Source organism: Desulfatiglans parachlorophenolica (genome assembly GCF_055394735.1).
In genome coordinates, this window is the sequence record NZ_AP042460.1 from 3049790 (window position 1) to 3062889 (window position 13100).

Genomic DNA, 13100 nt, shown 5'->3' on the forward strand with positions numbered 1-13100 from the left:
CAACTACCTCCCGTTCCTATTGATAATGATTGAAACCATTTCCGCTATCACCCGGTTTTGAAAACCTTATTGGAGAGACTTGAAGACAGCCGCCAGCTTACCCGCCACTTCATCCGGGGTCGCCCCCTCCAGAAACTGGCAGTCTCTTCGCATATCCGGTGGAGAAGACAGCTCGACAATGCACATCTTCTTCAGGGCATCCGGGGCCGTCCCCAGGTCCTGAGCGCCCCAGGACGGGATGGATCCAGCGCCCTTGAGCATCTTCAACATACGGGTCCTCGAGATGTACCGGAGTTCGCCCACCTCGTTGCTCACGGTGACGAGCGCCGGCATGGCGGCCTTCACCCGTTCGTACCCTTCGGGATTGCTCTTCTTGACCACCACGCTCCCGTCCTCGATGCCGATCTCGCGGGCCATGCTGATGCATGGAAGCCCGAGGATCTCCCCCAGCAGCAGGCCCACCTGTCCGGAGTCCCAGTCCCCGGCCTGCCGACCCGTCAGGATCAGGCCGTAGTCCCCGATCTTGCGGATCGCATCGGCCAAGGCCAGTGCGACGGAATGACTGTCGAGCTTGTCGAAGGCGTCGTCCTGGAGCAGGATCAACTCATCGGCACCGGCCGCCAGGGCCTTCCGGAGCACCGTGTCCGACACCTTCTTGCCGAGGCTCAGGACGGTGATCTTTCCGCCCAGGTCCTCGCTGATCCGCAGGGCCGCCTCGAGCGCGTTCTCGTCAAAGGGGCTGATCACCTGAGGGGCATCGACCACCACTTCCTTGTTCTCGGCATCCACGCGGACATCCGACAGGGGCGCTTCGGGGTCGGGGATCTGCTTCGCGCAGACGATGATTCGCATCTCTTTCATGACAGCTCCTCCAATTTCTGGACCAGGGCGGGGATGATCTTCCCGTAGTCTTCGACCACGCCGTAGTCGGCCACCTTGAACATGTTGCAGCCGGTATCCGTGTTGATCGCGATGATCTTCTTCGAGTGCACCATGCCGACCAGGTGCTGGATCGCCCCCGAGATCCCCACCGCCACGTAGATGTCCGGGGAGATCATCGTCCCGGTCAGACCCACCTGATGGTCCGAGGAGATCCACCCCTTGTCCACCGCCACGCGGCTGCACCCGATCATCACGTTGCCGAAAGACTTGCTCAGCGCCTTGCGCAGATCCTCCAGGGCCTCGAATCCGTCCTCTTCCCCGAGGCCCGCCCCGCCGGCCACGACCACGTCCGCCTTGTCGAGCGCAACGATCTCCTCCTTGACCACCTCGAGGGAGATGACCTTGGCCATGGAGGCGTCGAGCTCCACGCCGATCTCGACGATCTCGCCTTTGGCCTCGCCCGCTGCGGCCGGTTCGAACACCTTTCCGCGTACCGTCGCCATCTGCGGCTCGCCGGGGCACTTGAAAACCGATATGGCGTTTCCCCCCGAGACCGGCTTGGTCCGCAGCAGCAGCCCATCCTGCGGGTCGATCGCCAGATCGATGCAATCCGTCGTCAGCCGCGCGCCCAGACGGCAGGAAAGTCGCGGCCCCAGCTCCATCCCTCTGTAGGAATGGCTCATCAGGAAGACCCCCGGCTTGATCTGTTTGCAGACCTGCTCCAGGGCTGCGAGCCAGAACTCCGGCTGGAAGCCTTTCAGCAGGGGGTGCCCCACGCTGTACACCTTGGCCGGTCCGTACGAGGCCGCCTCAGCGGCGGCGCCCTGAGGCGCATCCCCCAAGATGAGGACGCAGGCATCGCCGCCCCGTTCACCGGCCAGCCGCTTGCCGACCGACACCAACTCCAGGGTCCGGGTATCGAGCGACCCCTGTTTCACTTCTCCCAAAATCAGAACATCACCCATGTGGTTCCTCCTCTTGCAAAAAGGTTCGGCTTATATCAGGCGTTGGGAGTTTCGGCATCGACACCTTCCAATGCCTGCAAAACGAGTTCGTTCAGGTCCATGACCCGAAGGGTCTCGTTCAATCCCGCCGCCTTGCGGGCGTCTTCCAGCATGATCCGGCACAGCGGACACGCGGTCACCAGGATACTGGCCCCTGTGGCCTCGGCTTCCCGGATTCGAATCTCGCTCATCTTGACCTCGCCGGTCAGGTCCTGCCACATCCGTCCACCGCCGCCGCCGCAGCACAAACTGTCTTCCCGGTGATGGGCCATCTCCACCAGGCTGAGCCCGGGGATCGCGCGGATCACCTCGCGCGGCTCATCGAAGATGCGGTTGTATCGGCCGAGGTAGCAGGGGTCATGATAGGTGACCGTCGTTTTCTCCTGCTCCCGGAAACGGAGCCGCCCCTGCGCAAGCATTTCCCGCAACAGCATGGTGTAGTGCCGCGCCCTGAACGGGGCGTCGGGGTACTCGCTCCGGAAGGTGTGGAAGCAGTGGGGCGACGAGGTGACGACCTCGGTGATGCCGTAGCGGTCAAAGAGTTCGAGGCATTTTTCCTGCTGTTCCTGGAACAGACCCAGTTCACCCACCCGCCTGGCGATATCCCCGCAGCAGGGCTCCTTCTTGCCCAGGATGCCGAAGGAAACATCGGTCGTCTGAAGGATCTTGGTCAACGAACGGGCGATCCCCCGGGCCGTGTCGTCAAAGGAGGTGGTGCAACCGACGAAATAGCACAGATCCGCCTCCACGCCCCTTTTGGTCAGATCGGGCGGGTTCAGGTCCTTCGCCCAGGCATCGCGCTGGCCCTTCGAGGACTCCCACGGGTTGTCATACTTTCCGAGTTTCTCGAGGGTCGCGTTCAGGAGCTTCGGCACCTGGGTCCCCTCCTCCACGGCAAGGACCCGCTTTCGGGTCACCGCCTCGAAGGACGCCCCGTAGATCGGACAGACCTCCAGGCAAGCCCGGCAGGTGGTGCAGTACCAGAAATTCTTGTCGACATCGCTCTTTTCCCCCCGGCTCAGGAACCGGACATCCCCGAAGGGGGAGTGCGCCTGCCACAGCGAACGCCGCATGGCCTGGATGAAGTCGCGCGGGGCGAAGGGCTCTTTGGCGCCCGCCGACGGGCAGACCGCAACGCACCGGCCGCAGCGCATACAGGCATCGAAGAAGACCGTATCCCCGAGATTGAACTCGCCGGCGCCCTCGATATCCAGGACGGCCGGTTCCTCGATCCCATCGAAATAGACGGCCGCCGGCGCCCCCAGGACGTGAAAGAGCTTGGTGAAAGGAATCACGGCAATGAGGGAGAGGCTCAAGAGCGTATGCCCCCACCAGACCGCCGGGTAGGCGGCTTCGGCAGTGGGGGCTGAAAAAAGCGCCCCTGCCCAACCGCCCGCAAACGACCATCCGCCCCACGCCGGCTGCTCATAAGAGAGGCGAAGCCCCTCGAGCAGGAACCCGGAAAGCCCCACCAGCAGAAACCACAACGGGACGGCAGCATCCTCGATTCTCCGCTCGAGCCTTGGGACGCGCTGGATATACCGGCGAACGAGCGCCCAGAGGATCCCGGCCACCAGCATGAGGCCCGCGATCTCCATGGCCACGGAAAAGATCAGATAGGGGGTTCCGGTCAGAAAGGAGTGGAGGTAGTGGTGCACGGCCAGAACCGACGTGCCGATGAAGAGTGAGAGGAAGCCCCAGAAGATCAGCAGGTGCATCAAACCCGCGGCGAGTTCCCCATGCAGGATGCGCCGCCCCAGAAAGCTGTCCAGGACCGTCCGCTCGAGCGCATCCTTGGAGAAGGGGACCTTCAACGACCCCGCGTTTTTCTTCCAGACGACCACGTGAGCGGCCATCCCTGCCAGAAAAAGGGCCGTAGCCAGGGCCGCCAACAGATAAAACACCCAGACATGGTCGATCTGCCAGAACATCATCCGCTGCGGTGTCATGAAGCCCTCTCCTCTCTGATGGGTTGCCGCACAAAAGCGCCCGTTTGGTTAGATAGTCCTTGTTTTCTTATTGACTTGTCAAAGCAATTGTTTTTATGATGTCATAAGATTTTCTTATAATTCAAAAGATCTTTTTATGGGAGGAGCCATGCGCATCAACCTGAATCAGCTCAGGGCCTTTTTTCTGGCGAGCCGAGAGAAGAGCATCACCAAGGCGGCCGAAGTCCTTTACGTGAGCCAGCCGGCGGTGACCATGCAGATCAAGGCCCTCGAGGAAGACCTGGACCTGAAGCTCTTCACGCGCTATGGGAAGGCCCTTGAACTGACCGATACCGGCCGGGTCCTCTTCGGCTATGCCGAGCGGATCTTCGAGATCGTGGAGGAGATGGAGTATGTCCTCAAGGGCCACGCCGAACTCTCTCAGGGTTCCCTCGTCATCGGCACGACCCGAAGTTTCGCGAGGCACCTCATGCCGAAGATCCTGTCCCGTTTTCAGGAGCGGCATCCGGGCGTCAAGGTGTACCTGAAGGAAGCCAGTTCCACCAGCATAGCGGACGGCGTCATCGCGCACGAATTCAACGTGGGGATCATTGCGCGGATCCCGTTCCGGAGCAATCTGAGCGTGGTGTCTTATTCCAAAGAGGAGTTCTGTCTGGTGGTGCCCACCACACACCGGTTCGCGACCATGCAGACCGTCCACATGACCGATCTGATCAAAGAACCGATCATCATCCGCGAGGACGGCTCGGGCTCGCGCTACGCGATCCTTTCCCTGCTCGATTCCTACGGCATCAAGCCGTCGGTGCTCCTGGAGGCGGAAAGCGTCGAGTTCATCAAGCAGTATGTCATTCAAGGGCGGGGGGTCAGCATCCTTTACCGGCCGGATATCCGCCTGGAGACCCAGTTGGGCCTCCTGAAGCCCATCAATCTCGCCGAGGGGCCGATCCAGATCCAGACCGACATGATCTTCGCCAAAGGAATCGACCTCAATCCGCCCACCAAGGCCTTTCTCAGCTTGTTCGAATGATGGAAATCCTATAAGATGCCTGTGCGGCATCCACGGGACCGCCGGTTTTCGGCCTTCCCGGACCCCATAAACTCATGCAAGGAGAACCCCACCCATGACGATTCTGTTCAGCCAATACTGGGATGTAAACCCTGGCGAATACGATGAATATTCGAAATTCATCTCGAAAACCTTCAACCCCGGGCTCGAAAAGCTCGGGATTCAGATGCTCGGCGGGTTTTACGTGGCCGTCGGCGCAGGGCCCCGGATCGTCGCGGCGGCCGCCGTACAGAACGACACCGGCCTTCTTGCCGCCTTTTCCTCGCGGGAATACCGGATCATGGCCAACCAATTGCTGCATTACGTCTACAACTACGGGAACCGGGTCTGGATCCCCACGGGCATGTTCCGCGATCAGACCTTCAACATCCAGACGGGTGCGTGGAAGTTCAATCAGTACTACGACATCGTCCCGGGGCAGGAAGAGGCGCACAACCACTTCGTCCGGGATGAGGCCATCCCCATGATGAAGGAAATGGGAGTGCCCGTCACCCACGGCTGGAGGCTCGCCATCGGCACAGGGCCCCGGATTCTGGCCGAGTGCACGGCCCGGAGCCTCGCGGATATCGCCAAGGCCATCGATTCCGCCGCCTACCGCAAGTTGTCCCGGACCCTCAAAAAACAGTACGCCGTCAACTTCAGCAGCCGGATTCTGGCGCCTACGGGCCGGGTGGAAGTCCCCTACCTGATTGCGGAAATGATGAAAGGATTTTGAGGGTTCTTTCGGTTTGAACGGGTCGCCGTCCTTTTCGAAGGACGGCGGTTCCCCGCAGGCAGATGCCCCTCGAGGAGCGAGCGGACGGCGCGGAAACGTCAGGCCTCAGCCAGGGGAACCCGAAAACGCGAAAGGTCCGGGAGGAGACGGAAATCCTCCTTATCCCAAGCTTCAGGAGGTCGGCAGGGGTTTTCCGACCCGGCACCTGACGGATTTGAGGTTCGGGAAGCCGGAGACGGGATCGGCGCCTTCGGTGGACGTCAGCCGATTGGCGTTGCTCGACTGCCACCCCTGGGGCAGATGCACGACCCCCGGGCGGATGGCTTCGGTAAGCCTTGCCGCAACCTCGATGCGGCCGGTCTCCGTGCTCACCTCCACCTGCTCGCCGTCCTGGATCCCCAGGGAAACGGCGGTATCGGGGTGAATCTCGAGGAACGGCTCAGGCGCCGATTTCCGGAGTCTGGGGATATAGCGGAACTGCCAGTGGGTGTAAGGGAGGAGATTACCCCCTGTCGTGAGCATCAGGGGAAAGGGGTCGCTTTCATCCGTTTCGCCTACAGGGATTTCGTCCTCCGCCATGGGGGGAACGGGAGAGGGATTGAATCCCGCGCCCTTCAGGCGCTCCGGGTAGATCTCCACCTTGCCGGAAGGCGTACCGAACCCCTCCCGTTCATACCTTCGGTAGATCCTCCGGTCATAGGCATGGATGCCGCCCTCGGCCACGAGATCGGCATAGCTCGTTCCCATCGGACTCAACAGTTCGTCGATACCCTCTTGACAGCTTTTCCACGGAAAGTATTCCTGATAGCCCATGGCGTGGGCCAGCCTCACCCAGATCATCTGATCGGGCAGGCCGTAAAGGGGGTCCACCACGGCCCGCCTCAGGGTCACATACGGCAGACTCAGGTAGACGTTGCTCCGGTGTTCGTCGCGTTCGAGAAACGTGCAGGCGGGAAGCACCACGTCCGCAAAGCGGGTGTCGGGGGACTGCACCACATCGACCACCATCATGAATTCGAGTTTTTCGAAGGCCTCCCGGGTGCGGCGGCTGTCGGGCCACTCGAGGGTCGGGTTGCCTCCGGTCAGGGTCAATCCTTTGATGGGGTAGGGCTGTTCCTCCAGGATGGCCCTGGAAAGAGAAAGGGCGTGGCCCTCTCCGCGGGCCCGGCAGAAGATCGGAAACCGCTCGGCGCCGATCGGCGGGGCCGGCGGCGGAGGCAAAGGCGCGGTGATGTCTTTGATCGGCGGCCTCGGGGTGAAAAGCTCCCCGCCCGGAACGTCGAGATTCCCTGTCAGGGCCTTCAGGACCGCCAGGAGCCGCGTCGTAGCGACCCCCGAAGGATGGTGCTCGAGGCCGTTCCCGGTGAAGATGCAGGCGGGCTTCGCCCCGGCGTATTCGCGCGCCAGCGCCGCCACCGCCTCGGGCGCGATGCCGCTCAGGGCCGCCCCCGCTTCCGGTGAATACCGCGGGTCCGAAAGCTCCCTCTTCAGCCTCTCGAACCCCACCATCCAATCCCTGGCAAAAGCCCGATCCCACAATCCCTCACGCAGGATCACGTGCAGCAGGCCGGCGATCAGGACCGCATCCATTCCCGGGCGGATCGCCAGGTGGATATCGGCCCTGGCCCCCGTCTCGGTCCTGCGGGGATCGACGACCACCAGACGGGCACCCGACTTCTCCAACTGCCGGATGATCTTCGGGGGGACCGGTTCGTGGGATACCAGCGGATTGGCCCCCCAGAGGATCACCAACCGGGCGTTGGCGATGTCCGGCTTGGTCATGCCGCCGAGGGTCAGCGTCTCCCCGAGGGTGCGGGCCGCGTTGCAGATAGCCCCGACGCTCATGAAATTCGGCGTGCCATAGACGTTGGCGAACCGCTTCATATAGTAGCGGATCTCCTGGTGGCCGACCCCCTCGCCATAGTAAACGGCGAGGGCCTGGGGACCCCATCGTTCCTTCAGTTGCTGCAGCCGCTGCGCGGCATAGCCCAGCGCCTCATCCCACGACGCCCGAAGAAGTCGCCCGCCTTTGCGGATCAGGGGCGTTTTCAGCCGGTTCGCCGCATAGAACAGATCGAGGGCCGATTTCCCCTTGATGCACATCCAGCCTCTGTTGAACGGATGGTCCGGGTTGCCTCGGATATGGACCGGCTTTCCGTTCTCGACGCTCACCAGGATGCCGCAGCCATGGTCGCACATCCTGCAAAGGGTGGGGACCTCCCGTTTCTCCTGCATTTTCCCTCCGACCGGCCGCAGGGTTCGGGCCGCAAGAAGATTCGCCGATTCAGGCCCGGTGCACTGGAAGGCGCGAGTGAAACGGTCACAGGCGCCTCACGAAACCGGGAACATCCACATCCCGCAAAGCGGGAACTGCCCGGATCGTGCTGTTTGCCTGATTTCAACCCTGCGCCGGCCGAAAGGTCAAGCGAAAAATCGAGGAGGGGATGGGGAATTCCCCAGTCGCTACTGCATCAGTTCCTCGCGCAGCTTGTACTTCAGGATCTTGCCGCTGGCGCTGATCGGAAGGGAATCGACGAACAGGACCCGCTTCGGCACCTTGTAGCCCGCGATCTCTTTCCGGCAGAAAGAACGGATGTCCTCCTCACAGACCTCCGTACCGTCCTTACGGACCACGATCGCGGTGACGACCTGTCCCCACCGCTCGTCCGGCATCCCCACAATCGCCGCCTGCGCTACCGTCGGGTGCTTGTAGAGGACGTTTTCCACCTCCGCCGGGTAGACGTTCTCGCCGCCGGTGATGATCATGTCCTTCTTCCGGTCCACCACATAGATGAAGCCCCTTTCGTCCACCCGGCACAGATCCAGAGGATAATACCAGCCGTTCCGGAAATCCTTCCGCGTCTCCGCCGGCTTGTTCCAATACCCGAGGGTCGTTCCAAGCCCCCGTACCTTGATCTCGCCCACCGCGCCGGGGGGCACCGGCCGGTCGTCCTCGTCGACCACAACGCTCTGCATGTCCGCGAAGGAACGGCCGCACGACGAGAGGATCTCGGTATTGCCCTCCCTCAAGGCCTGCGCGATCTCCTCCGTGCGCAGGATGGTCGCCTGCCCCACGGTCTCCGTCGTGCCGAACAGGTGCAGAAACACGTTCCCGAAGCGCTCGATCGCCCGCTCGAAGACCACCGGCGTGACCGGCGCCCCGGCAAAGAACATCTTCCGGATGCTCGACAGATCATACTTCTCCGCATCGGGGTGTTCGACCAGGAAGAGGAGCATCGGGGTGGCCAGCATTCCGCTCGTCACCTTGTACCGCTCGACGAGCCGCATGAACATTTCCGCATCCCACTGGGGCATGATGATCGACGGGGTGCCGCTGTACATCCCGTTCATCAGAACGACCTCGCCGGTGGCGTGAAAGAGGGGCGATGGAATGATGTTCACGTCATCGGCATGCATCTTGAGTTCGAGCGTCAGACTGCGGCCGGCATGGTAGTAATTCCGATGGGTCGCCATGCAGCCCTTCGGGGCCCCTGTGGTGCCGCTCGTATACATCAGGGCCGCCAGGTCGTCCTCGGAGACCTCGGTCTGAGGCTCCTCGGACGAAGACGCCTCGATCAGGGACTCGTAATGGAACCAGCCCGGCGGGGTCTTTTCCACCGGACCGATGAAGACATAGTGCTTCACAAAATCGAGATCCCGTTCGATCGCTTCGACTTGACCCAGATATTCTTCGTTGACCATGAGGACCGAAGCGCCGGAATCCATCAGGATAGTGAGGATCTCCTGGGGTGCGAGCCTGAAATTGAGCATCACGAGGACAAGACCGGCATTCGGGATACTGAAATAACTCTCGGCGTTTTCGATGCTGTTCTTGCTCAAAATCGCCACCCGATCCCCCTTCTTGAGCCCCATGCCGAGCAGCGCGTTTCCCATCCGGCGGGTCCTGTCCGCAAACTGCCGGAAGGAGTAGCGCCGGTCCCCGAGGATCAAAGCCGTTTTGTCAGGGTTGTATTCGAGATTCCGTGCCACCACCATCCTGAGTGTCCCTACCGTGTGCATGACTGTCTCCCCCTCGTCAAGTTAGTTTCCATCCGGAAATGGTCTTTTTGACCAATCTCCGCGTCAATCTGCACGTTTGCTTGTGCGGCGACCTAGTGGTCGCCGCGCCTGGCCGATGTCTTGCACCGCCCCCAACCCGAACCGACGGCGGACCCGGACGTGCTCACCCATCCGTGAGCATCCGATTGACGATAAAGAGAGAGCAAAGGCTATGCCAGCCCTCGAATGATGATTCAACACTCTGTAATTGCATAGATTATCCGGAAGAATACCCTTCGAAGGGAATCCGGGTGAACAGACAGGTGTAAGATTTCGTTACGGAAGAGGGAATACCAAGGGGTGGAAAAGCCGGCGGCTAAAAAAAACGGCTGTTATATTCATCAGTTAAACTTAAGGTTCTGAAACTGTTACCATTCGTTACGCCTGGCATCGCATGTAAGAAAAAGTAACACGTTTCGGAGATTCGCTCTCCTCAGGCTGACGCCTCTTCACCCGGAGGCAGCGCTCCAACACCCGTGCACATCCGGGCCGGAAATGAGGGTCGTCGGCCAAGATCACGACCATGGATCCCACACGGGGATGCGGTCGCGGCCGCTCCGCAAGGGCCAAACTACCAGCAACGGCCTGGACAGCGGACTGAACGCCACAGGTCCTTTCCGGGCGGGGCCCCTCGCGGTATCACTTCTCGCTTGCCGGACGAACGAAATCAGGCAGGACAATCGGCCCCTCGGCTATGGCCGCCGGATGAACGATCACCCGTCGGCCGGACGCCCGCCATTGAACCACGCAGGCCAAAGCCTCCCGGTAAGGATTTTCGCCGAAAACAACCTGATGCCCCCGGTGAAAACGCACACGGCCCATGCTCCCCTGCCGGTCGGTGACCTCGAGCGCCGCTACGACCCGCTCCGGGTCCAGGCTCCCGGCCCGTTGGATCGCCTCGGCGAGCACATGGACGGATTCGTACGACGGAGCGGGCCCGTGGCCCGCCTCGATCGGAGCCCCATAGGCATCCTCGAAGGCCTCGTGAAAGGACGCGGCCGGCGCATACCTGGACGAAGGCAAATTTCCGAGTTCGAAGATGACGTTGATCACCCCGTCGAGGCGGGCGCCGAAGGTCTTCCAGGCGCCGGGTCCGATGGCGGGCGACAGGAACCCGCACAGGATGGCGGGCGGCTTCATCGCATGCCACTGCTCGATCAGATTTCCGCACGCGGGCGCATCGAAAATCGTCAGGATGACCTGAGCCCCCTCGGCCCTGGCCCTATTCAAGGCCGGGCTGAAATCCACGGTTTCACCGCTCAGGTTCTCCTGCCCCGTCACAGTCCAGTCCGAGCGGTCGAGGTACACCTTCAAGAGCAGCGAGATCGTCGAACGGGCCCAAGCCACATCCTGGTTCAGGATCCATATCTTTTCGAAGCCGAACTCACGCCGCATCACCTGCAATGCCTCGATCAGGCACGCCGCGAGGTACCTCGTGCTGAGCCCCAGCCTGAAAATGCAGCGATACCTCGCATCGGAAAGGATCTTGGCATCCACCGCCGGAGACATGGCGATACTCACCAGGGTGGGGATCCGATGCCCGGCCAGGAGATCCATCGAGGCCAGGAGGACCTCGGACCGGAACGGCCCGATGACGATGGCGTCGGGACCCCGCTCCTGGATGAACCGCTCCAGCCGCATCACCGCCTCTTCCGGACGCAAGCGCCCGCCCGCATCATCCAGATCGCAGGTCTCCAGACGCAGACGGTAAACCTGCCCGCCGACCCGTACGCCCCCCGCTGCATTGATCTCCTCCACGGCCAGGCGCGCCGCCTTGAGACTCTCGCCCCCCTCGAGCGTTCCGAGGGAGGTCGGCGCTCCGAGAACGATCTCTCCTTGCGCCGCAGCGAAAAGAAGGCACGGAGCCATACACACCAGCAGGAGTGCCGCCGAAGCCCCCAATGAAGCCGCGCCCCCCCGCAGGTTGAACAATCGGCCTGTGGTCCCTTTCAAACCAGGTCCTCCCTGATTCCCAGGCGAGCCATCTTCTCGTAAAGCCCTTTGCGGGAGATGCCGAGCACCTTGGCCGCCAGGGTCTTGTTCCCCTGACAGCGTCGGATGGTATCGGCAATCAGCCTGGTCTCCATATCCTTCAGCGTCACCCCTTCGGCGGGCGATGCCTCTTTCCTTCCCTGCTCCCTGAGCCCGGCACCCGCCTGCGCACCTTCGATAATCTTCTGGGGCAGGTCCTCCCGGGTGAGAACAGGCTTCTTGGACAGAATAACGGCTCGGGCCAGACAATTTTTGAGTTCACGCACATTTCCCGGCCATGGGTAATCCAGGAGGGCCTGCATGGCCTCCGGGGCAACCCCATCGACCGATTTCAGATAGTGCCTGGCATAGTGGGCGGTAAAATGCCCGACCAGGATGGGAATGTCCTCGATCCGCTCCCGCAGCGCCGGCAGGTGCACAGCGATCACCTCGATCCGGTAAAGGAGATCGCGCATGAATCGGCCGCCCGCGATCTGTGTTTCGAGGTCGGCGTTCGTCGCCGCCACCAGACGCACATCGACCTTTCTGCTCCAGCTCGCCCCAACCGGCTCGAAGCTGCCGTCCTGCAGAAACCGGAGAAACTTGGCCTGCAGGTGGAGCGACATATTGCTGATTTCATCCAGGAAAAGCGTCCCCTCGTGAGCCATCTCCAGGCGGCCTTTCCTGTCCGTCAGGGCCCCCGTGAAGGCCCCTTTCACGTACCCGAACATCTCTGCCTCGAGCAGGGTCTCGGTCAGGGCGGCGCAGTTGACGCAGACCATAGGCCGCTCCCTTCGCCGCGACTCCTCGTGAAGGCTGTGGGCCAAAAGCTCCTTTCCGGTGCCCGTATCGCCGGTGATGAGCACCGCCGCATCGGTCGGCCCCACCGTGCGGACCATCTCGAAGACCTCCCGCATCGCGCGCGAGACCCCCAACATCCCGTGAAAGCTCTGCTCCTCCCTGACTTCCCGGCGGAGAGCAGCCAGTTCCCGGCTCATCTCCGCCTGCCGACACGCTTTGGCAAGCACGATGGGGAGTTCCTCGTAGTTGAGCGGCTTGATCAGATAGTCGGTCACCCCCTCCTTGAGGGCCGAGATCGCCGTCTCCACCGTGGCATAAGCGGTCATGATGATAAAAGGAGGTACGAGCCGCACCTGCAGCATGGCCTTGTACAGGTCGAGTCCGCTCATGCCCGGCATCTTCAGATCGGAGAGCACCACGTCGATTTCGGGATGGTCCTGAAAGAGCGCCAGCGCCTGCGGGCCGCCCGATGCCTCCAATACGCGGTAACCCTTATCAGCCAGAAAAAGCATCAACACCTTCAAGGCATTGATTCGGTCATCCACAACGAGAACTGTCTTTTCTCTCACCATCTTCCTCGTGTCCATCTGGAAATACCCGTCAGGTGTCGACAGGTTTCCATCCCGGAAAGGGTCTTCCTTCGCCAATCTCCG

10 protein-coding genes are annotated in these 13100 nt (G+C 61.8%); 3 read left to right on the plus strand and 7 right to left on the minus strand.

The window, feature by feature from the left end:
* Positions 1–66 precede the first annotated feature (66 nt).
* From ACZ500_RS14325 to ACZ500_RS14335, 3 genes are read right to left on the minus strand one after another with little or no spacing between them, the layout of a single operon-like run.
* On the minus strand, positions 67–861 hold the full coding sequence (locus tag ACZ500_RS14325; RefSeq protein WP_464228021.1) for an electron transfer flavoprotein subunit beta/FixA family protein: 795 nt from the start codon (positions 859–861) through the stop codon (positions 67–69).
* Entirely contained in the window at positions 858–1847 is a 990-nt protein-coding gene (locus tag ACZ500_RS14330) for an electron transfer flavoprotein subunit alpha/FixB family protein (protein ID WP_464228022.1), read from the minus strand. Before ACZ500_RS14330 ends, ACZ500_RS14325 begins: the two co-directional genes overlap by 4 nt.
* A gap of 35 nt (positions 1848–1882) precedes the next feature.
* A complete protein-coding gene (locus ACZ500_RS14335) occupies positions 1883–3835 on the minus strand; it encodes a heterodisulfide reductase-related iron-sulfur binding cluster (protein WP_464228023.1) in 1953 nt (650 codons plus the stop codon).
* A 148-nt stretch (positions 3836–3983) separates the two neighbouring features.
* Between ACZ500_RS14335 and ACZ500_RS14340 the strand changes: the two genes are divergently transcribed.
* Positions 3984–4862, plus strand: a complete 879-nt coding sequence (locus tag ACZ500_RS14340) for a LysR family transcriptional regulator (RefSeq protein WP_464228024.1) — start codon at positions 3984–3986, stop codon at positions 4860–4862.
* 94 nt (positions 4863–4956) lie between these two features.
* Positions 4957–5616, plus strand: a complete 660-nt coding sequence (locus ACZ500_RS14345) for a hypothetical protein (protein ID WP_464228025.1) — start codon at positions 4957–4959, stop codon at positions 5614–5616.
* 171 nt (positions 5617–5787) lie between these two features.
* Here ACZ500_RS14345 and ACZ500_RS14350 read toward each other — a convergent pair whose 3' ends face one another.
* Positions 5788–7851 carry a molybdopterin-containing oxidoreductase family protein gene (locus ACZ500_RS14350; protein WP_464228027.1) on the minus strand — a complete coding sequence of 688 codons (2064 nt, stop codon included), beginning with the start codon at positions 7849–7851 and terminating at the stop codon, positions 5788–5790.
* A 228-nt stretch (positions 7852–8079) separates the two neighbouring features.
* On the minus strand, positions 8080–9636 hold the full coding sequence (locus ACZ500_RS14355) for a class I adenylate-forming enzyme family protein (protein ID WP_464228028.1): 1557 nt from the start codon (positions 9634–9636) through the stop codon (positions 8080–8082).
* Positions 9637–9674: 38 nt separating this feature from the next.
* On the opposite strand from ACZ500_RS14355, the gene ACZ500_RS14360 reads away from it, so the two are divergent.
* Positions 9675–9944: a hypothetical protein gene (locus ACZ500_RS14360; protein ID WP_464228029.1), complete on the plus strand. Its 270-nt coding sequence runs from the start codon at positions 9675–9677 to the stop codon at positions 9942–9944.
* Between the two features lie 370 nt (positions 9945–10314).
* Here the strand turns inward: ACZ500_RS14360 and ACZ500_RS14365 are convergent, their stop codons facing one another.
* Both ACZ500_RS14365 and ACZ500_RS14370 read right to left on the minus strand, forming a co-directional pair.
* Positions 10315–11628, minus strand: coding sequence for an ABC transporter substrate-binding protein (locus tag ACZ500_RS14365; protein WP_464228030.1), 1314 nt, complete (start codon positions 11626–11628; stop codon positions 10315–10317).
* A complete protein-coding gene (locus ACZ500_RS14370; protein ID WP_464228031.1) occupies positions 11625–13094 on the minus strand; it encodes a sigma-54-dependent transcriptional regulator in 1470 nt (489 codons plus the stop codon). The genes ACZ500_RS14365 and ACZ500_RS14370 overlap by 4 nt, the downstream gene beginning before the upstream one ends.
* Between the last annotated feature and the right edge of the window lie 6 nt (positions 13095–13100).